The 19,848-nt window shown below is 58.4% G+C and carries 16 protein-coding genes; 6 read left to right on the top strand and 10 right to left on the bottom strand.

What is annotated here, in order from left to right:
• Window positions 1-9: 9 nt before the first annotated feature.
• Genes ACI1V7_RS26850 through ACI1V7_RS26870 form a run of 5 tightly spaced genes read right to left on the bottom strand, consistent with a single transcriptional unit; the run spans window position 10 to window position 3,632 of the window.
• On the bottom strand, window positions 10-1,425 hold the full coding sequence (locus tag ACI1V7_RS26850; RefSeq protein ID WP_141839147.1) for a YncE family protein: 1,416 nt from the start codon (window positions 1,423-1,425) through the stop codon (window positions 10-12).
• Window positions 1,412-1,795, bottom strand: coding sequence for a CopM family metallochaperone (gene copM / locus ACI1V7_RS26855; RefSeq protein ID WP_370457380.1), 384 nt, complete (start codon window positions 1,793-1,795; stop codon window positions 1,412-1,414). The genes ACI1V7_RS26850 and copM overlap by 14 nt, the downstream gene beginning before the upstream one ends.
• Before the next feature lie 56 nt (window positions 1,796-1,851).
• Entirely contained in the window at window positions 1,852-2,673 is an 822-nt protein-coding gene (locus ACI1V7_RS26860; RefSeq protein ID WP_141839146.1) for an anti-sigma factor family protein, read from the bottom strand.
• Window positions 2,670-3,188 (bottom strand): RNA polymerase sigma factor, encoded by a 519-nt coding sequence (locus ACI1V7_RS26865; RefSeq protein ID WP_141839144.1) that lies wholly within the window; start codon window positions 3,186-3,188, stop codon window positions 2,670-2,672. The genes ACI1V7_RS26860 and ACI1V7_RS26865 overlap by 4 nt, the downstream gene beginning before the upstream one ends.
• 12 nt (window positions 3,189-3,200) lie before the next feature.
• Window positions 3,201-3,632, bottom strand: a complete 432-nt coding sequence (locus ACI1V7_RS26870; protein WP_141839142.1) for a nuclear transport factor 2 family protein — start codon at window positions 3,630-3,632, stop codon at window positions 3,201-3,203.
• Window positions 3,633-5,945: 2,313 nt separating this feature from the next.
• On the opposite strand from ACI1V7_RS26870, the gene ACI1V7_RS26875 reads away from it, so the two are divergent.
• Both ACI1V7_RS26875 and ACI1V7_RS28380 read left to right on the top strand, forming a co-directional pair.
• Window positions 5,946-6,716: a hypothetical protein gene (locus tag ACI1V7_RS26875; protein WP_404535415.1), complete on the top strand. Its 771-nt coding sequence runs from the start codon at window positions 5,946-5,948 to the stop codon at window positions 6,714-6,716.
• Window positions 6,713-7,966, top strand: coding sequence for a tyrosine-type recombinase/integrase (locus ACI1V7_RS28380; protein WP_425593031.1), 1,254 nt, complete (start codon window positions 6,713-6,715; stop codon window positions 7,964-7,966). Before ACI1V7_RS26875 ends, ACI1V7_RS28380 begins: the two co-directional genes overlap by 4 nt.
• 76 nt (window positions 7,967-8,042) lie before the next feature.
• Here the strand turns inward: ACI1V7_RS28380 and ACI1V7_RS26890 are convergent, their stop codons facing one another.
• From ACI1V7_RS26890 to ACI1V7_RS26910, 5 genes are all read right to left on the bottom strand, one after another.
• Entirely contained in the window at window positions 8,043-9,575 is a 1,533-nt protein-coding gene (locus tag ACI1V7_RS26890; protein WP_404535416.1) for a hypothetical protein, read from the bottom strand.
• Window positions 9,576-9,584: 9 nt separating this feature from the next.
• A complete protein-coding gene (locus ACI1V7_RS26895) occupies window positions 9,585-10,562 on the bottom strand; it encodes an AAA family ATPase (protein ID WP_288067471.1) in 978 nt (325 codons plus the stop codon).
• Window positions 10,563-10,572: 10 nt separating this feature from the next.
• Window positions 10,573-12,561, bottom strand: coding sequence for a hypothetical protein (locus ACI1V7_RS26900; RefSeq protein ID WP_404535419.1), 1,989 nt, complete (start codon window positions 12,559-12,561; stop codon window positions 10,573-10,575).
• Complete coding sequence (locus tag ACI1V7_RS26905) at window positions 12,558-13,205, bottom strand: hypothetical protein (protein ID WP_404535421.1); 648 nt, start codon at window positions 13,203-13,205, stop codon at window positions 12,558-12,560. The genes ACI1V7_RS26900 and ACI1V7_RS26905 overlap by 4 nt, the downstream gene beginning before the upstream one ends.
• A gap of 134 nt (window positions 13,206-13,339) precedes the next feature.
• Entirely contained in the window at window positions 13,340-16,291 is a 2,952-nt protein-coding gene (locus ACI1V7_RS26910) for a DEAD/DEAH box helicase (protein WP_404535423.1), read from the bottom strand.
• A 728-nt stretch (window positions 16,292-17,019) separates the two neighbouring features.
• On the opposite strand from ACI1V7_RS26910, the gene ACI1V7_RS26915 reads away from it, so the two are divergent.
• From ACI1V7_RS26915 to ACI1V7_RS26930, 4 genes are all read left to right on the top strand, one after another.
• The gene (locus ACI1V7_RS26915) at window positions 17,020-17,868 is read left to right on the top strand and encodes a hypothetical protein (RefSeq protein WP_404535425.1); all 849 of its coding nucleotides are present in this window, start codon (window positions 17,020-17,022) and stop codon (window positions 17,866-17,868) included.
• Complete coding sequence (locus ACI1V7_RS26920) at window positions 17,865-19,100, top strand: tyrosine-type recombinase/integrase (RefSeq protein WP_404535428.1); 1,236 nt, start codon at window positions 17,865-17,867, stop codon at window positions 19,098-19,100. Before ACI1V7_RS26915 ends, ACI1V7_RS26920 begins: the two co-directional genes overlap by 4 nt.
• A gap of 22 nt (window positions 19,101-19,122) precedes the next feature.
• Complete coding sequence (locus tag ACI1V7_RS26925; RefSeq protein WP_404535430.1) at window positions 19,123-19,338, top strand: hypothetical protein; 216 nt, start codon at window positions 19,123-19,125, stop codon at window positions 19,336-19,338.
• Between the two features lie 108 nt (window positions 19,339-19,446).
• Window positions 19,447-19,743: a hypothetical protein gene (locus tag ACI1V7_RS26930; protein ID WP_404535432.1), complete on the top strand. Its 297-nt coding sequence runs from the start codon at window positions 19,447-19,449 to the stop codon at window positions 19,741-19,743.
• The last annotated feature ends 105 nt before the right edge of the window (window positions 19,744-19,848 follow it).

Consider the following 19,848-nt stretch of genomic DNA (forward strand, 5'->3'; position numbering starts at 1 on the left):
GCCGTGTTTCTAGCGCACGCTTGCCAGGACGGCTTTGGCCGGGTCGGCCGGCGCATCGCCTTCCATCACCAGGATGCGGCTGGCGCCGGGATCCTTGGCCGACAGGGCGCTCGCAACCTCGCGCATCGGGCCGATGGCGGTGCCGTTTGCCATGCCCTTCGGATTGGTCTTGAAGCGCGCCACCGGCATCGCCTGACCGCTCGCGTATACCGAATACACGGTGTCCGGCTTCAGGGAAAACAACGACACCTCCAGCGCATCGGTCAGCCCCAGGTTGCGCGCCACCACGAAGCCGGTGGCGCCGCCGCCGGCCGGGCGCAGTGCGATGTTGACGGGCTCGGCGTTGGCGCGCGGCACCAGGTTGGTCGTGCCGGCGCCGGCCGGCACCGCGTGCGAGACGTAGACCAGCGCCTGCGGCGCCTGGCCCACCGGCGCGTGCGCCACCACCTTGTTGGCGGCGGTGTCGATGACGTCCACGCCGTCGCCGTTTTCCAGGCCGACGTAGACGCGGCTGTCGTCGTCGGAACGCCAGACGCCGTGCGGCAGGGCGCCGGTGGGAATGGTCGCCACCAGCGCCGGCGCGTCGCCGGTGCTGTACACCTTGACCACGTTCTCGCCGCCGACCGTCACATAGGCGCGCACGCCGGCCGGGGTGCGCGCGAACGCCAGGTGGTTCGTGATCAGGCCGGTGTCGATCACGCCCTTCACCGATTGCGTCGCGACGTCGATTCGGGTGACCTTGCCCACGTCCTTGTGCGTCATCCACACTTCCTTGAAGTCCGGCGAGAATTGCAGGAAGGGCGAGAACGGGCTGGTCACGGGGATGTGCTTGACGACCTGGTGCGATTTGACGTCGACGACATCGACCACCGGGTTGAAGCTCGAGACGACGAAGGCCAGCCTGCCGTCCGGGTGGAACATCACCATGCCAGGCCCGCCGGTGGTCTGGATGCGACGCGTTTCCTTGAAGGTGGCCGGGTCGATGACGGAAATATAGTCTTCGCCTCGCACCACCACCCAGACCTCGCGTCCGTCCGCCGTGAAGAAGCCTTCGTGCGGCGAGCGGCCGATGTAGGTGACGCCCTTGACCTTGTTCGTGGCGGTGTCGATGAAGGTGACGGAATTGGAACCGTTGGCGATCGCGATCAGCGTCTTGTGGTCCGGCGAGAAGCCCAGGCCGTGCACGTTGACCTCGCCCTTGTACAGCGGCGAGAGCACGTCCGGGCGCAGGTTGCCCAGACGGATCTGGCCCAGCAGGGTGTTGGTGGACGGGTCGATCACCGAGACCGTGTTGCTGTTCTGGTCGGCGGTGTAGACGCGGTCCTGGGCGCTTGGGAGGGCGTGGGCGGGGGTGAGGGCGCCGGCCAGTACGATGGCGAGTGCGGCGGCACGGATGGTGGTGCCGGCAAATTTAGTGCGTTGCATGGACTTCCTTATCGGTATGGGTGGTCGTGCCGGCGTCGTGGCGTTGCAGCCAGGCCCGCATGACATTGATTTCATTTTGTTGCTCAGCGATGATGCCTTGCGCCAGGTTGCGCAATTCCGGATCGGTGCCGTGCACCAGGATGGCCTTGGCCATGTCGATCGCGCCCTGGTGATGCGGGATCATCATCGTGACGAAGTCGTGGCCAGGGTCCCCGTTCATCGGCGCACGGCGCATGTCGTCGTCCATCACGGCCATGGCGTCGTCGGCCAGGGCCGCGTACGGCTTGGCGCTGCTGGCGACGAAGGCGGGCGGGGCGGCGCTTGCGATCGTGCTCGCATGCGCGTGCATGTGTGCGGGCATGAACGGCATGTCCTGGGCGGCGCAGGCGCCGGCCCACAGGCAGGCGGCAAGCAAATACATCGGTTTCAAACGGGTCCCTCCAGTTGTTCGTAGACGGCGGTCGCGACGCGCGCGAGTTCGCCCTTGTCGATGCCGGCCGACAGCGCATAGCCGAATTTGCCGTCGATCCAGTAAAACACGTTGACCGGGCCTTCCTTGGCGAACCGGAAGCCCGTGTCCTTGTTCTGCGCCTGCTCGGTCGAGACGTACAACGTCAGGCGCTGGCCGGCGCCGTCGTGGTACATGAATTGCGCCACCGGCCCGCTGGCGCCGGGCAGCAGGCGCCCCCCGATCAGTTCGTAGCCGAGCTTGCCGAGGTGCGGTGGATGGATTTTGCTGCCCAGGCGCTTGGACAGCCATGCCACCAGCTGGTCTTCCTGGTCGGCGCCGACTTCCACCGGGCGCCGCACGTCCGGGCTGTAGACCACGTGGGCGATGGCAGCCTGGTGTGCCAGGCCCGAGAATGCCGGCTGGGGGAAGGGCGCGCCCGCCTCGATCGACGCCAGACGATGATCGCGTTCGGCGGCGCCGCGCAGGCTCCAGCCGCCGCCGCCGCCGAGCAGCGCCAGCGCCAGGCCGGCGGCCAGCGCCTGCCAGGGCCAATGCCGTACGTCGCGCAGGCCGGGGCGGGCGCGCAGCGGCGCGGCCAGGCGCGCCGGCAGCGGTTCGTCGAGCACGGGGTCGAACAGCGCGTGCAGCGCGTCGTTCTGACCGATCCACGCCCGCACGCGCGCGGCGTCGTCCGGGCGCGCGGCCAAGTAGGCGTCGACCTCGGCACGCCGGGCCGGCGCCAGGCGACCGTCGGCGTAGGCGTGCAGATCGGCTTCGGTGATCGGTAGGATGCTCATTTCACGACTCTCAATGGAACGACGGGCGCGCGGCCGTCCATCAACGCGCGCAATTTCTCGCGCGCGCGAGACAGGCGCGACATCACGGTGCCGACCGGGACGCCGAGCAGGCGCGCCACGTCTTCGTAGCGCATGTCCTCGAGCCCGACCAGCAGCAGGATTTCGCGCTGCTCTTCGGGCAGCAGGCGCAGCGCGGCGTCCAGGTCGCGCAGTTCGAGGCCGGCGCTCACGTGTTCCTGCGCGGCCGGCAACGGCGTGTCGTCGTCCAGCGGTTCGGTGTCCAGGGCGCCGCGCCGGGCCTGGTCGACGCGCAGGTTGTGCATGATCGAGAACAGCCAGGCGCGCATATCGCTGCCGCGCCGCCAGCCGGACAGGGCGGTCCAGCCGCGTTCGACCGTATCCTGCACCAGGTCGTCGGCGGCGGCGCGATCGCCGACCAACGCGCGGGCATAGCGCCGCAGGCGCGGCAGGCAGGCCAGCAGGTGGTCGGCGGGATCGTCCGGCACGAAGGACATCGGCGCGCCGGCTCAGTAGCCGCCGGCCGCCAGTTTAGGGTCGACCTGCCAGGTTTCGTTCACCAGCTTGCCGTCGCGGTAGGTCAGTACGTATCGCACCTTGACTTGGACCTTGGCGTCGAATTGCACGGCAGCCGTCACGGTAGCGCCTTTCGGATTAGCCGACTCGCTCGCGTTCAGGACGGTAACGCGCGCAGGGCCGGCGGCGGCATTGAATTTGTCCCATACCGCGCCGATGGATGCAGTCCCGTCGTAGCTGCCGTCGAGCGGCCCGCCCACCCAGATCAGCCGCGCGTTGTCGGCATAATCGCGCAGGATGGCAGCGCGGTCCGCGGCGCCGATTGCGGTGAAATGCGCTTGCGCGGCGTCCAGCGCCGGGCCGGCCATGGCATGTGCGGCGGTGCCTGTACAGGCGATTGCGAAGATGATGTGCTTGATGGTCATATGGGCTTCCAGTCAGAATATCGCTAAAAAAGGCCGCGAGAAACATGTTCTCGTATGGATAAACGAGTCCGGTCGTGTTTTTATTCCGTTCTCGCGCAACTTTTTTTCGTATATTGCCGATGCAGGCGTGGAACGAAGCAGCTTAGCTCACGCTCTGCGCTGGCGTGCGCCGATGCAGCGTCCGGCTGACGCGATAGCCGATAATTTCATCTTGATCCTCGTGCCGATCTGTTTACGATGCCGCTGCGATTAGGGACCTGCTCATAATCGATACCTTCATCACGGACAAGACCGGCATGCTCACCGTGGGCAGCCCAACGTCTCATTCGGGTATGGCTGCCCCCGATGGCAGCGCGCAGGACGTACCGCGCATCGCGGCCAGCGTTACCGGAATAGCGAGCATCCGCTGGCCCACGCGATCGTCGTCGCGACATGAAAACGTGGCTCGACGCTGTAAAAGCCGGCTCGCTTTGAATCATCCAGCGGCGATGGCGCGCGGATTTGTGGAAGACAGCTGTAAGGGCCGGCTATCCAGCGTGAATCAGCGACGACTACTCGGACGCTTCACATCTGTTCGCCGGGAGGCGACGTTGACGCTAGCCAAGCGGCGAGTACGACAAACGCCAGCAGTACGACAGCTTCTACCCAAAGAATACGCTTGGAACGCGCTGGGAACCAGGAGCGCTGCACGGTAGCGCACCACCCCGGCGCGCAACCCGAGGATGGCGCCCAGCGCCGCCGCCATCCCTACGGCCATCAGCCTGATCGGGCCGGATTGTGCGACGCTTATGTAGCTTCCGAACACGAGCAATGGAACTGCAAATATGCCTCCGCCGGCGCCTATGAGCGACAGGATCATGCCGACTGCCAGGCCGAGCGACAACGGAATCAACATAATGACGCCTCAGGCCGCGCGCAGCCTGGAATATTTATATAAATAAATAGATTGTTTGTGCTTGAAGAGGATGAGAACGACAGGAAGGCCATCGGACGGCGCCGTCAACCACCGCGCCGCTCGTGATCCCTAAGCCCGGCGCAATCAAGTGCTGATGCTCTGCATTCATTTCGTCCAAGTGCCTTGACACGAGCCGCGCTCCGTCGCCGGCAATGGAGATGTGGATGCCACGTCGAAAACGCGCCAGTTCCATGTCCTTACTAAGGCCGATCAGCGAAAGGCTGGGTGGATGAACGGGGAGGGGGCACTTCGGGCGTCATTCGGGACGAAGAATGACAGGTTATGCCGTAAAGCCTCTTTCGATCGGCTTTCAAGGGGGGGCCGGCTTGTCGAGTGAAAGTTGTCGCAGCTTTAGCCGGCATTACGGAAGAGTGACGAGACCGCGTAAGACAGGCGCCCCAAATATCTGACATTATAGAAGTAATGACATATGTAACATGCGATGCATCAGCATCTTAACGTATTCCTTAATATTATCCACTTCGAACTTGACACTCTCAAATCGACAATATTTTTGGTAATGTCGAGTTTGCTGCGTAGTCGTATGAGACATGGGTTGGACGCATTTCAGGTATCACGAACCGTCATTGGACAGTCCTTGTGCGATGCAGCATGATGCTTATGTCTCCTCTATCTTCCTCCAGGAAAATAGATTCAACCCGCCTCCCGGCGGGTATTTTTTTGCCCGTTTCTCTCCTGTCAGAAGAGCTCGGCGGCCAGTGTTCTTGATTCGCTTTGGCGCCAGGGTACTGGACTCCCATAATCCTAGCGAAAAGCCAGCGCTTGGCCAAGCCGAACTCAGTCGTTCACACATCAACGTCTGTTCATTGTCGGTCTCTCGACAATTTTTCGAAGCCGTCGGGTTTGCGCGGCCCGTCGTCTAGTTTTGCGGACAGAGGCCAGCCAGGGTGTATTGGCATGCCAGCATCGGGCCTCAGCGTTCGTCCTCGACAGCGATCGCCTGCGATGCCGTGACGTGTCACAGAAAACGTGCCGATTCTGGCCGCTGGTCTATTTACCTGCGGAACTTATCTTTGACCTGTCCAGAACATCGTCAACAAATCCGCCCAGCCGCTTGGCTCCGATGTTGACGTCACTTTGTCGCTGAGCTACGCCCGCTGCGCCAGCTGGCGTGCGTCCTAGTTCTGAACCATTCTATTTTATTGCCATTATGAAATCTATTTCCTTGGTTGGGCTGGCCCGTTCCCGTCAGGTCTCGGTCGCGAAAACGCGCCCGTGAAACGCTGAAACCGTTCGGCAAATCTACTCAACATAACGCGGGCTATGTTGAGTAGTGTAAATTGTAAGTCATAAATATACTTGTTATGATACCTGTACGTTATGTTTAACTGGACCCGATGAGCCGCCCTCCTTTCCGCCTGCCCGACGATCAAGCCCGCCGCATCGCCCAGCGCGTCGCGGTGCTCGACCAGGACATTCCTCTCGACACCAGTAACCATCGTCCCTTCGTCGGCGCCTTTATCGAGGCCGTACACGACGCGACCGGCAGCTATTTCAGTCCGATGATCTACCAGCGGCTCCTGCGCGCCTATGCGCCGGCGCGGCGACCATCGACTGCAACTATCGCCAGCGAACGGGCACGCATCATGGACACTGCCGAGCAGCTCGAGCGTGCCGCCGGACTCGATGACGTTCAGCGCGAGCGATTTACGGAGGCGATTCGAACCGTCATCGCCGACGAGCTGGACCAGCGGCTGGCCAGTTTGCCGGTAGCCGATACAGCGACGGGTTCAAGCCAGGTTGAATTTTTCAAGAACCGGCTCGCAGAGTGCGAAAGCGAATTACGGGCCCTTCGCGCCACCGCGGCCCAACTGGTTACCGACCTGGCCCTCTCGACGCAGCGTGCCGAGATCGCTGATCGCGAACTCAGCGACCAGCGTCAGGCCAACGATAAACTTCTCGAGCAGCTACGTGTTGTCCAGGAAAGCGCGGATGGCAACCGGCGGTTCGCCCTGATGTCGATCGAAGAAGTGCGTGGCGAAGTGCGCCATTGGAAAGACCGCTGCGTCGATCTCGAATTGCAGCGGCAGCGTGACCTCCAGCAGCTTGACGCGATGCGTCGGCTGGTCAGTGAACAGGACAAAGCAAGGAACAAAGGATTTCGATGACAAACGCATTTGGGCAGCTGGTACCTGCTTCAGGCCTGGAAGTCAGCAACGCGCTTGGTGTAGTGGCCGATGATTGGCACGCCGCTGAAGTCTGGCTGCAAGCGATCGCGAACCGGCCACGCCGTAATTCCCCGCTGACCGTGACAGCGTACCGGCAGCACCTGGCAAAACTGCGCTGGTATTGTGAAAACGTAAGCATGAACCTGCCGTCCAAGTGGACTGTCCAGGACGTCGACGCCTTCTATCGTTTCCTGAAGGAGCTTCCCGAGCACGCATTGTGTGAACGCGACTATGCCGGCCGCTACGCCGAACTGGGTGAAGCCGGATACACGCCATTTCGGTGCGTACCCTCGGCAAGCAGCCGCTCCGACATCCAGAAGTGCGTGCACGCGCTGTTTCGTGCATGGCGGGAAGTCGGCTATATACAGGCCAACCCGATGGGTTTTCACGGCGCGGGAACGGAGAGAAAGATCAACGCCAACCGCGCGGTATCGCTCGACCTGTTCGACCTGGTGCTCGAGACCATGGAAGAACAAACGAAAGATACGTTCGAAGCACGGCAGCGGCATGTGCGTGACCGCTTCCTCCTGATCGCCTTGCGCGAGCTAGGCCTGCGCTCGAGCGAGTTGGTCAAAGCGAGCATGGGCGCGTTCCGGCGACTGTCTGATCCGAAGTCGGGACGGTCCTACTGGATCATGCACGTGACCATGGAAACAGCCAAGGGCGGCCTTGAACGCAAGATCCCCGTCACCCGGCAGGTATTCGAGGCCCTGGTGGCCTACCGCGAAGCGTTCGGCCTGCAGGCCTTGCCCGGCCCTGCCGATACAACACCCCTACTACTGTCGCCAAGGACGCAACGCAACGCCACTACCGGCCGGGGCGTGCCACTGAAAACTGTTTCTACGCGGCGGGACTTCGGCAAATGGCGAGCCATCACCTCACGCCACGGTTTGTACTATGTCGTGAAGCAGCGCTTGGGCGCCGCGGCGACGTTCCTTGAGTCGATCGGCGATCACGATCGGAAGACGCAGCTCGAGCAAGCATCGCCCCACTGGCTGCGTCATACCTTCGCTAAAGCCGCGCTGATGCAGGGGGAAGACATGCGTAGTGTCGCCGCCTGGCTAGGCCATCGTGACATCGGTACCACGATGATCTATACCGAGCAGGAGGCACTTGACCTGATCAGACAAACCGAACAGGTCCGGCCGGATGTCTTGGCGTTTGAAGCACAGTGGAGTCCGCCACGATAGGCACGACCGGATCCAGCGATGCGGCGCTCGGGCGCTGCAGGCGATTCTCTCTCGGTTTACAAGTCGCCAGAACACGCTATGGAACGAGTTGAGCGATTTGTGCGCGGTGTGAGTGCCAGTGTGATTGTGTGAACGTCGCCGGTGGTGTACGCAGGCGCTCAGGCGGTGGGCTTCGTACATAGACCACCGCTGGCTTGTCGTTGCAGTCGCGACCTGCCACGGCCCACAGGCTCGAATAGTTAACGGGGCTCATCGGTTGGTCCCAGCGTATGCTTGCCTTGCTGTCCGCCTGGTCCGACCAGCGCATCAGTACGCCAAAGCAATCCATGGCAGAGGCGGCGAACACATGGCAGGCAACCCAGGCCTTCGTTGTTCTTGACCAGTGCGACGGGATCGTCTCGGGCCTGGCGAGATGCCACCCAACGATGCCATACAGATCCTTCGTCGGCGGCACATACAGATACCGCGGCGCGCAGCAGCCTTCCCAGAACATGCGCCACCTGAGGAATGCCATTGCATACGGACAGAAGTCGACTGTCGATTTTCCATGCATGTTCCACCAGAGAGACTTCGCCGCGCTACGAATACAACGCTGGTGCTTTTTCAGGACATGTCGCCACAAGTGCCTGCGAAGGGCTTTGTAAGTGTCCAGCAAGCGTGCAAGGCACTCTGCCGAATCGGACGCTACCGTGGATTCGGTCTTCAGCGACGTTGTATCGTCCGCCTCGTCACTATCCTCGTCGTCGTGGAAATCGCAAAGATGGCTACACCCACACTCATGCCTGGTTATGTACTGCGTTCGTCCACCAAGCCGTTTGACCTGCGCCCCCGGAACTACGTCCTTTAATACCTGGGTGAGGAATCCTGCATAGCTCGATGTGATTTCCACTTCTTCGTGCCGGACAGCGGTGATTCCGAACCTGGCGGCGTGCTTCAAGAGATTGCGAGCATCCGTAGTATTGATCAGTTCGGCGCCTGCGGCGATGCGATGAAAGCGCAGCGGATCTGCCAGCAATGCCTCTTCATGCGCCTGGAGTCGCAATATCTTTGGCCGATCCTCCCGAATTGTCGGTGCCATGTCGAAGCCGCAATGTGGGCAGGTGAAGGGTTGCTTACTAAACGTCTTCGTCAGCTTGTATGGAATCGTCCCTCTGCAATTTAGGCAACGGTCGACCAGCATTTGTCCATGAAGCGGACAGGAACGGGTATGACGAAGCTGAAACAGTGGACTGTGGAACCCTGAACTCATGCACGTCACACACCACCTCAGGCAATCGCTGGAATCGAGCACGCTGCCGGGTGCAATATTGAAGAGAAATGCCTCGCGAACGGTTCCCTGGTCGACGCGCAAGAGTGAAGCGAGCACCGCAATGTCGAATACAGCGCCGTCGCGCAGATCGACTTGTGGCTTGGCGAGAATGGCAGAGCGTTTGCCGCATTGGCGGCTTATGACCAGACGAGCTAGGTCACTCGTGGCCATCTGATTGAGATATGCGAACTTCCAGAAAAGTGTCCAGGCCGACTCCCACTTTACGTGCCAGTCGCGTCGCCAACACCACTGCTGGGGCTGCGGCATATAGGTGTCGAGAATGATTTGCCCAGCACGCATGGCTCGTCCTCAGTTTGCAGGCATGCCCAAGTGCAGTTCCTCCAACGCACTGCAATAGAAGGATTCCGCCACCGCCAAGTCCCACATCGCCGGCGTGAAAGCGAAGTTGGCGGTATCCAGACTCATGCCCTCTTCCAATGCGATCTCGACTGTATGAGCGAAGTACTGCATCGGTATCTCGATGGGTAGGTTTGGCAGCGCCTTCGAATGGGCGCGCTGGAACGCCTGCCAGACAGAAAGCGCCTGGTCGACTAGCCGAAATCCGTTTGCATAAGCGCGTGGAAAAAAGAAGCGGGTGTACGTCCAGTCGCTGTTTTCCGGGAAAGTCGCTTCGTCATAACCTTGCAGACACGTCGCGATACTGTCGGCGTCGGTCAAGCCGTCAAACCGCAACTCACCCACCATGAATCGCAGGATAATCTGGCTCTGACTACTCTGCCTGAACGCCGACTTCTGGTTCAGCAGCTGCGGCTGCCCGACCAGCAGCGTGATCATCCGGATGCCCTTGCGCTCGAGGCAATCGTGCACGTCGCGCAGCCACTCGTATTCGATCGTGCCCAGCCGCTGGGCCTCGTCGGCGAACATGATCAGCCAGTTGTGTCCAGACTCATCTACAAGTTCGGTCAGACGCTCGATCAGCCGGCGCCGTTTACGCGTCGAATTCCCCTTGAGTGCTTCCGGATGACCTGCGGCTTCCAGCAACGTGGTAAAGAACGCGTCCTCCGATGGTTTGATCTTGTTCTCTGTTCCCCAGCTCAGGCAGACTACACCGGGATACTCGTCACATAACGCGTTTTTCACGTAGCGGATCGCGTAGGTCTTTCCAACGCGCGGATCCGCGAACACAATCGCTCCAGGTGTGTGGTTGCGAACGAGGCGCTTGACCTTGGCCATCAGCGCATCGATGCTGGGCGTGGCGAGCATATATTGATGCCGGATCAGTGGGTGAAGCTTGGTATCGATTGGGCGAACAAAGGACTCGGACATGAAAGCACCCCTAAAAAACGAACGTACGACGGATCTGCATCGCCTTGGGTTTGGGCTGTACCGGATCCGGTAGCTGGGCCGGCTCTTGCAGCGTCACTTCGACATTAGGTGCAGTACCGCTCGACTCGAGAACCTGGTCGGTGGCGCTGTCTCCGATGACGTCGTTCTGAACAGTGTCCCTGACTTTCGCGAGACCGTTTGCGGCACGGGTACTGGTTTTTGCCTGCTTCCATTTGTACTTTGCCCAGGCACGTGTAGGGCACTCATCCGGATCGAGCCGCAGCTTTCGCTCAGCGGTCAAACGATGAATTTCCTGTCTTACACGAAGCGAATGTGGCGTGAAGTTCCATGGGCGCGCAGCCGTCAATATCCCCAGTTCGGCCCCGTCTTCGAAGAACGCCTTCACAGCACGAATATCGCGTACGTCGTAATAGATCCGCAGTTTTTTCCCGATCAAAGCCGCATTTCCCGAGAGTGCATGGCTGGTATAGCGAACGTACGCGAAGTTGATGTGCGGTCTGATGCCCTTGCTAGTGGATCCCTTGATCACGACGACGCGCGCCTCCTGCATCAGGCACAGGTTGCTGCGTAAAGGGGCAGGCACGGTGCGAAGAAAACCGCCTTGCGCCTTGACCGAGAACGCCATGGCTTCCAGCGGTGTCTTCCCGCTGACGCCAGCGTGTGCGGTGCCGTTGTAATTGGCGATCAGCACGTGAATCATGTCTTCCAGTTCGGTCAGCTCGACCCGTAGCCGAGTGTTTCCTTCGGGCTCGCCCAAAGCCCGTTCGATCGACTCCGGTGAGTTCCCGACAGTGCCCGGAAGCCGATGTGCGAAGTGGCGGGCGATGAGATGGAAGAAGCGCTCGATATGCGGGCGGGCATTGGGATCGCCGCCCCGGCCGTTATCGGTCCAGCAGCCGACAATGCGGTTCAAGCGCGTCAGTGTGTCCCCTGCCAGCTGCGATTTCGCCCCGTCCATCCGGAACCAATCCCAGCAGGCATAGGCCGTTTCAGGAATTACGGTCGACGGAAAGCCGCCGTCTGGTTTCAGCTGCAAATCCGGAATGGTGTAGGTCCGTGGTGGCGCGGGTACCAGCGCCGACTGGAGCGCGGCCGCGACGTCATCCTTGTTGTACTCCATGCCGAGGGCGATGTGGTAGCCGAGTACTGCGCGCGAAAACACATCGAGTGCGACGATGATCCAGATGCGATGCAGTTCGAGTACCTGCTCCATCCCCATAGGATCGATCAGCCGCACGTCGAGCCGCAAATCCATTTTGTGTCCGTCGAATTCGACTACTTCGAACGCACGTGTGGCCGCCGGCGCCTGGACGTCGTCGGTCGCCCTGACACGGGTCTTGGTACCGCCAGAGTGAGAAACAGCCATGGCAAAGTCCTCGTGTGAAGTCCTCAGTACATAGGTGTGCAGAGAGCGAAAGGCCACGCGCTTGGTGTTGAGCGGATACCGCTCGGCGGTGATACCCGCATTCCGACATGCTGCGACAAACTCGGCGTGGATGTCGTAGATGGGCTGGCGGACCTGTCGCCCGAGCGCGGCCTTCTTGCTTCGAGCCTTGATGGCCTTTCGAAGAGCCTTTTCGATGCCCGGGTAATCTCGCAGTAGTTGGGTAAAGGCGCCTGCACAGCCGGAGGTTGAGTAAGGCGTGGGCTCGACCACAGTTTGCCGCTCGTAGTCTTTTACATGTTGAAATGGCAGCACAGCTCGGAAACCATAGATGCGCCCATCTGGGTGTAAGCGCAAGCAGCGGCGCGCGGCGCGATACAGCGCTGACTTCCCCACGCTGTGCTTGGCAAGGATGTGCGCAACGGGGATGTCGGGTTGACCAAATAGTTCGGCAACGGCTTGACTCAACCGGTGAAAGGCAACCTGCTCGTCGTGCTGTAGGTGGGTCGGGTCGGCTGAGGGCCAAAACTCGATGAGCGGCGCTTCAAGACTCAGCGTTCGGCGGTCGAAGCGCTCCAAACTGTGCTCACTCATGGCGCCTCGATGATGTGTTCCGGTCCGAGCCTGTGCGTCGCGATTTGCTTGCATACGGCCTGGCCACGATGCAGGAGCAGATAGATGCCTATCCTGATGGTCGTGCTGTCGTGAGGCGCGAACTCCTCCTGCAGCTGGCGTATTGATTTTGGATGCGCGATGGTGGCGGCCAAGTCCTTGCACAAGGTTTGTGGTACGAATCGCTCGAACGCCGACAGATCGCGGATCATGCTGCCCCAGTTGGCCAGGGCGATCGCGTGGTCGGCCATATGTGCTGGGTCGAGACAGCGGACCAGGGCACCGTCGAGCGTGGTGCCGTCCAGGTTGGCCAAGATCTCGTGTTTGGATTTCGGACTGGCCCCGTCGCGCTCGCTTTCCCTGAGCAGCACGAGCAGCTCTTCCCCATCAGCGCGGCGAACCCAGAAGTCGAAGCACCGATGCCTGGAAGCGCCTGGAATTTTCATGGGCCGCTCACAGGAGCTCAGTACCTGTGGACTGCCCTCGAGCGTCGTCCACAGATCCAGTACGTTGCGACCGAACAGGGTCACCTGACGTCTCAGCTTGGGCGAATAGACATCGAAGCGGTGGGCCTTGTGTGGGCGATCCATCACGACAGGTTCTACAAAGCGTGGTGCAGTCGACATCTCAGACTCCTAGCGCGCATTGTGCGAGCCAAGCATATGCTTGAGCTAAGAGACTTGGCGCACGATTGTACGCTACCGTACATATCAGCAGACGCGCACCGATTGCCCCAGGGCCAGTGGTCCGAGTCGCGTTGTTACTTGCTAATGATCACTTTGAGATCAGTTCCCGAAATCCCCTTAATGTACGTGTACGTCGTTCCAAGCACTGTCAACTGCTCATCGGAAATAACGTCATACGAGATCGCGGGCTGGACGATGTTAAAACCTATTTTCATCTGCTGATCACGAGATTTGTGACGTAACAAGTCAATCTGAGAAATATCGCCCTTGAGTATCCTGTCAAAACCAGAGTCCTTTGCTTTACCGTATCTATCAATAAGTTGAGAGAACAGAGACTGGGCGGAATGCAGCCACTTGACCGATCGGGAAGTCTGCCCGCTGACTTCGTAGGTATCTGTTACCCTACTCCCTGGCTTGGCTTGGCCATCTTTAGACGGGCAATATTTGCAATGGTAAAAATCCACGTAAATTATCCCATCTTTTTCATTAATTCCGACGAGATCGGCAATTTCCCCAGATCCGTCATCGTTAAAGATGATCTGATATTTGTCCGCGATTTTTGAATAGGTAAAGCCTTGGACTGTATTCATGTCCTTGTCTTTCCCCATCGATTCTTTTTGAATTTTCGTATTGCCCCAATCCCAAATAGTCAACAGTGCACGAGGGATCTTGACGTTTAAAGTGGATCTAGAATAATACCGATAATTACCTCGCAAAAAGGAACCGTCTTCTTTCAGAATTCTGATCGGGTTCTCGTTTAGATATTCAGATAATTTCGTTCCGCCACGCACAGAAATTTCAGCGTCACTACAGGATGTGAAAAATCCATCATCTAAGAGGCTAATTCCGATCTTAAACAATTCTCGTCGTTCAGAATTGGGAGCGTCACCGTCTAATAGTACTGCTATCTCGATTAGCGTATCAGACTTAATAACGGGTTCACCAAGCGACAAATTCAACAGACTATAGCTGGCTCCACCAATGGTAATATACGTCTTTATTTCATTTTCGATAAGCATCTCTTCTGGCCAATCAGCGTAGAAGAGTCCTTTTGGCCATTTTTCAGATATTTTCTCAGCAAGCATTACATTGTCAAGAATATCCTTGACATCGATGTTCTGGTTATTAATTTTAGACGAAGTTCGCTCACACCAGCGAACCCAGTAATCGATAGAATCAGTGTTCATCTCCCAAAGTTTGCCTTTGTGTGAGCAGCCGGCGCTAGTTTTCATGCCAGATTCAAACCCTGTGGCGAAAATGTTTGATTTCACTGCAGTACCGTTTTCTAGTGCGTTCATAACTGCATTGATGTCGCGTCCAACATGCATCGTAAAGCGGACGTCTTGATGAGCGCGAGACAGGCCAACATTCTGCAATTTAATAAAGTTAACATCGTGCAAGACCCTAAAAGTAGGTTCACCAGAAATCCGTTTTGAATTTGAGGCGATAAGCTTCACGAAATCTGAAAGCTGTCTTTCGTCTCCGGAGCAATTAACAAACACAGTTTTGTCCTGTCTAACATAGTAAGCCATGTATAGAAACCAAGCGACGTTGTTAATTTCGGACGTGTCAGCCCAAGCTACTGGAATCTCAGCCCTGGTCACTAACATTACTAAATCGTTTGACTCGTTTACGGAGACAAACCGTAGCTGCTCACGCGACGATGAGAAATCCTTCGCGTTCTCAGGATGCCAGTCCAGCTCCCTTACATGGAAAGCAACAGCGCTTACCTTAGGCTGTGGATTTAGTGCAAGAATCTTTTCGCCGTATTCGTCCCCCTCAAACTGGGCAACTAGTTCCTCACGGTCGATCTCACGTTGTATCTTTTGTGAGCTAACCTCGCGAATGACCGCCCACCAATCGGCGCTTTCTTCGTAGAGAGCGGCAATTTGAGTATCCATTTTCTGATTTGCGATATTGGCTACAAATTTCGCTGCGCCCAGATTTTTGTTGGCTCTGGTCATTCTGCCAATAAATTGGAGTGTAATAGCAGGTGTACGATGTTGATCGTGTATGGCGGCAATTTTAAGCTCCGGCAAATCGAATCCTTCACCGAGCATGTCAACGCAAACAATTATCTTATACTTTTTTCCTTTTATATCCTCAAGTATCTTGGATGCTCCCTTGACTTTGCTATGAACGAGGACCGGTTTAAGATCAGCGTACTGACTATAAATTTCAAAAAGTTTTTCCGCCTTTATCTGCGAATTGGCACGCACCATCATTAGATGATCTCGTCCATCGGCCAGGTCTTGCCTCAGTAGTTCGACTGCTTTTCTTGCAATGGCTCTGTCGCTCTGACTAGGCTGATACTCGCGGATTGGATGGAATTCAATTTGTTGAAAATATCCGTCTAATTGAGCGTCTTTAAGTGGGTAGTTGTAGATAATTCGTCCACCTAGACTTTCCTTATCCTCGCGAAATGGAGTCGCTGTGAACTGGATGCAGGGCCCTTTTTCGAATACTTGACGCACCCTATTCCATGTGGTTGCCGCTACGTGATGTGCTTCGTCAACGACAAGATGGGTGCAAATCGATGCAAGCTGCTGCAGGTCGTCGTCTGAGAACTGCTGCAGTGCCTGCGGCGTGGCAATAATGACATTGGCGGCATGGAGGCCCACCATATCTTTTCCATCGAGCCTTGAGCTTACTTTCCGAATGTTTGGAGCGATAACCGATGGACTAATGGCTTGCATGTGCCTAAGGTTTCTCAGTTCGAGAAATTTTTCGGCTGTTTGCTCTCGTAGAGCGTCTGATGGAACGAGAATTAACGTTCTTGGAAATGCACCAGCTATTATTAAAGAAAAAATGGTATCGGTCTTTCCTGTCCCGGTTGGCATAACAACCGTAGCTGGCTCCGTCGGGGCGGATGCTAAATGTCCTAATGCTATGTAAAGCGCAGCTAGCTGTGGCTTACGCAGGCCGACTTCATTATCGCTATTACTTGCGTCTACAAACCGGAAAGGATTATCAATCCAACTTTTGTACACCTTATTTTCTTCGTACATTTCCTTGCTGAACGGCATACCATCGATCCTCAAATGAGTTGTTGGGTGATTTCGCAAACAATAGGCAAAAGACACTAACGATAATGATGCCACAACAGTAACTATGTACCAACAGGGATTTTGTGAGATATGGAGAAGATTGGTTTAACAAATCCTTTTCGCTATCAAAGCATGGTGTTGTGCTTCGGGAGCTGAAAGGAAAGGAAGACGGTCCTGAGTAGGCGTTTCGATACGCGGTGAAACGTATGAAATATCGGTTTTATCAACTTTGAAGTTCGGGATAACGTCAGCTTGGCCTAACTAGTTCGGATAGTATTGCGCTCATTGAGACGGGCAGGCACGACACCGCTAGCGCGCTGAGGATTCGCTCTTTTGTTATGAACAGTCTCTTCGATGGCGTACGGCTCGCCGGGGGAGGCAGTGCTTCAGCGGTAACTGTCTAGAAGGCCGCTCAGGTGTAGGTCATAAGACTTGCAACGCATGCGCTCATACGCCGCCTTGATTCGCTATCATAGAAGGCGTTGAAACCGATTTAGTAGGGCGAATTAGCGCAAACGGTGCCGTCTCTGCAGGTGGAGCGTCGGACAGGTATCAAGTGACTTACCGTCGAGGAGTTCCACTTTTACTTCATTGAGTTATGAAGCAAAAGTGGAACTAGCCCATCGGTTTAAAAGCTGCGTTCATAGATCAGAGGAACGGTAACACGAGTCTCAGATTTACTTCATTGGACGACCAGGACCTCCCCCTTGAGCCGACAACCGTTTACCCTGACCGACGACCAGGCCGCCAGGCTGCTCATTGCACTGCGTCCGATCGCCGAGCGCCACCCGGTCGACACGCAGTCGAACCGCCCCTTCATCCGCGATTTCATCCGCGCCGTCCACCAGGCGACAGGCCGGACCTTCAGTCCAGCCATTTACCGACGCCTCTTGAATGTCTACGCGCCAGAGCGGCGGCCGTCGACGACGACGCTGTCCATCGAGAAAGAATTTGTCGAGCAGGAGCTGGCGAACGCCGCTTCGCCCGCGGCCGCGCCATCAATCCGAGCGTCCGGTGGACCGGTGCCGGCCCACGAGCTGCCGCCGGCGGGCGCCGGCGACGTGGCAGTCCTCGTCTGCAAAGCCGTCGAGGACGCCTTGAGCCGTCACCTCGTCTCGGCCGGCGATCGCTGGGCCGGCGAACAGCAGATGGCGCAGGCCCACATCGCCGACCTGAGCGCCCGTCTTGCCGCCTCCGAACGCGCCCTGGCCGACACGCGCGCCCAGGCTGCGCACCTTGCCGCCGAGCTGCACTTTGCGCAGGAAAACGCCGCACGCTGCCAGGCGCAGCTCGATGCCGCCGAAGGTGCCGCGCGGGCACGAGATGAAGCCCATACGCTCGCCCTGAACCGGATTGCGGCTGAACTGAACGAGATCCGAAAATTCGCGATGCGCTCCATCGACGACGTGCGCGGCGAGACGCGGGCGGAACGTGATCGCCGTATCCACGTGGAGAATTTATTGAAGACGAACGAGAAGATGACGGAACTGTTCCGCCAGATGGCCTACCAGCGCGGCGGTGTCATCCCGGCCGATCTTCGCATGGAGACAAAATGAACGATCTGGCTGTCACGGCCGCTGCCGCGGGCGCATTGGATGTCCTGGACCGGCCGTCCCACACGCTGGGCAACGTGGCCGACGACTGGCAAGCCATCGAAGTCTGGCTCAAGACGGTGAAAAGCAACAGCCGTAATCGCTCGACCGCGACGGTCGACACGTACCGGTTTCATCTGGCTAAATTGCGCTGGTTCTGCGAGCGCGTCATCGGGCGCACGCCGTCCGCATGGAGCATGCAGGATGTTGAAGCGTTCCGCGAATTTCTGGCGGATTTGCCGGAGTTTGCACTGTCGATGGGAGATCCTGGAAGCGCGGACTATACGCCTTTCCGTGTGCCGCCCTCTCCCAGCAGCCAGAGCGACATCATGCGTTTTACGCGCGCCATGTTCGGTGCACTCCACGCCACCGGATATATCCGGCTGAACCCGATGGCCTTGACCAGGGCGCCGGCTTCGCGCGAATTGAACGTGTCCCGCGCAATCAACCTGGACCTGTATGACACCGTGCTGCAGGTAATGGACGACCAGGATCGTGAAGGTTTAAAAGACCGGCGTGGCTACCTGCGCGACCGGTTCATCCTGGTGTGCCTGCGCGAATCGGGCTTGCGCGCATCCGAGCTGGTCGGCGCCAGGATGGGCGCCTTTAAACAGTTTGCCGACCCGAAGGCGAGAAAAACGTATTGGGTACTGGACGTCGTGGCCGACAACGCCAAAGGCGGCAAGGCCCGTACGGTGCCGGTGACGAAAGTGCTGATGGACGCACTCGTCATGTACCGCATGGGCTTTGGACTGCCGGCCTACCCGGCGCATGGCGAGGCAACCCCTCTGTTACTGTCTCCCCGCACTCGCAAGGTAGAACTGTCCGCCGGCACGATCCGGCGCACGGCCGACAAACGCCTGTTTGGCGCGTGGGGAAGCGTCAGTACAAGGCAGGGACTGCACAAGATCGTAACCAAGCGGCTCGAGGACGCCGCATCTTACCTGGAGGACCACGGCGACTACGACGGCGCGTCGCGGCTGTGTGACGCGTCATCTCACTGGCTGCGCCACACGTTTGCAACGGTAACCCTTCTGAAAGGCCAGGATATCCGCAGCGTGGCTGCCCTGCTCGGCCATAGTAGCGTGAACACGACAATGGCATATACCGGACAGGAAACACTCGACCTCGTGCGCGCAGCGGAAGCGACGCAACCGGATACGCTCGCGGTTGTACAACGCTCCAACATTTCATGACATTTGCAGCGTTTGTCGGATCATGACACTGCGTCGCCAGTTATTGTTGGGCTTACTCGGCGTTACCCTGCTGTGCACGCTGCTGGCCGGCGCATGCATGTACCGGAAACTGCTGGAAGAAGCCAACGAACTGTTCGATTACGAGCTGCGGACGCTCGCGATCACGGTACCGATACGCGGTACCAGCGTTGCCGCGGCGACAATGCACGGCGACCCCGAGGAGGTGGTCGCCATCTAGGTATGGGACCCGGCAGGCCGTCTGGTCTATGCGTCGACACCGCGTCCCCTTCCTGCCGCACCGGCACCCGGCTATGGCGACGTTGCGGTTCAGGGCGAGCATTGGCGCGTGTATCTGGCGCGTCGCGGGAACGACAGGGTGCAGGCGGCGCAGGCCATTTCCGCTCGCGAGGAACTTGCCGCCGGTGTGGCGCTGCGTTCGCTGTCGCCTTTCCTGATCATGATCCCGGTGCTGGCGTTGCTGATGTGGGTGGTCGTGGGCCGTGCGCTGTCGCCACTCCGGCGACTGGCCACGCTTGTGGCCGGGCGCTCCCCCAATGCCTTGCAGGCGCTGCCCAGCGAAGGCCATCCGCCGGAGCTGATACCGGTCGTGTCGGCGCTGAATGAATCGCCACCACTACGCTAGATACTCCTGAGTCATAATTCTAGGCAAAAGGAGTCAACATGAGTGGAAAGCGGTACACGGAAGAATTCAAGGTCGCGGCGGTCAAGCAAGTGACTGATCGTGGAC

The organism is Massilia paldalensis (genome assembly GCF_044901715.1).
Taxonomy (GTDB): domain Bacteria; phylum Pseudomonadota; class Gammaproteobacteria; order Burkholderiales; family Burkholderiaceae_D; genus Telluria; species Telluria paldalensis.

What these genes read in the sequence shown, in the direction of transcription:
- ACI1V7_RS26850 (WP_141839147.1), bottom strand. Translation starts at nt 1,425, where the DNA reads ATGCAACGCACTAAATTTGCCGGCACCACCATCCGTGCCGCCGCACTC.
- copM (WP_370457380.1), bottom strand. Translation starts at nt 1,795, where the DNA reads ATGCCGTTCATGCCCGCACACATGCACGCGCATGCGAGCACGATCGCA.
- ACI1V7_RS26860 (WP_141839146.1), bottom strand. Translation starts at nt 2,673, where the DNA reads ATGAGCATCCTACCGATCACCGAAGCCGATCTGCACGCCTACGCCGAC.
- ACI1V7_RS26865 (WP_141839144.1), bottom strand. Translation starts at nt 3,188, where the DNA reads ATGTCCTTCGTGCCGGACGATCCCGCCGACCACCTGCTGGCCTGCCTG.
- ACI1V7_RS26870 (WP_141839142.1), bottom strand. Translation starts at nt 3,632, where the DNA reads ATGACCATCAAGCACATCATCTTCGCAATCGCCTGTACAGGCACCGCC.
- ACI1V7_RS26875 (WP_404535415.1), top strand. Translation starts at nt 5,946, where the DNA reads ATGAGCCGCCCTCCTTTCCGCCTGCCCGACGATCAAGCCCGCCGCATC.
- ACI1V7_RS28380 (WP_425593031.1), top strand. Translation starts at nt 6,713, where the DNA reads ATGACAAACGCATTTGGGCAGCTGGTACCTGCTTCAGGCCTGGAAGTC.
- ACI1V7_RS26890 (WP_404535416.1), bottom strand. Translation starts at nt 9,575, where the DNA reads ATGCGTGCTGGGCAAATCATTCTCGACACCTATATGCCGCAGCCCCAG.
- ACI1V7_RS26895 (WP_288067471.1), bottom strand. Translation starts at nt 10,562, where the DNA reads ATGTCCGAGTCCTTTGTTCGCCCAATCGATACCAAGCTTCACCCACTG.
- ACI1V7_RS26900 (WP_404535419.1), bottom strand. Translation starts at nt 12,561, where the DNA reads ATGAGTGAGCACAGTTTGGAGCGCTTCGACCGCCGAACGCTGAGTCTT.
- ACI1V7_RS26905 (WP_404535421.1), bottom strand. Translation starts at nt 13,205, where the DNA reads ATGTCGACTGCACCACGCTTTGTAGAACCTGTCGTGATGGATCGCCCA.
- ACI1V7_RS26910 (WP_404535423.1), bottom strand. Translation starts at nt 16,291, where the DNA reads ATGCCGTTCAGCAAGGAAATGTACGAAGAAAATAAGGTGTACAAAAGT.
- ACI1V7_RS26920 (WP_404535428.1), top strand. Translation starts at nt 17,865, where the DNA reads ATGAACGATCTGGCTGTCACGGCCGCTGCCGCGGGCGCATTGGATGTC.
- ACI1V7_RS26925 (WP_404535430.1), top strand. Translation starts at nt 19,123, where the DNA reads ATGACACTGCGTCGCCAGTTATTGTTGGGCTTACTCGGCGTTACCCTG.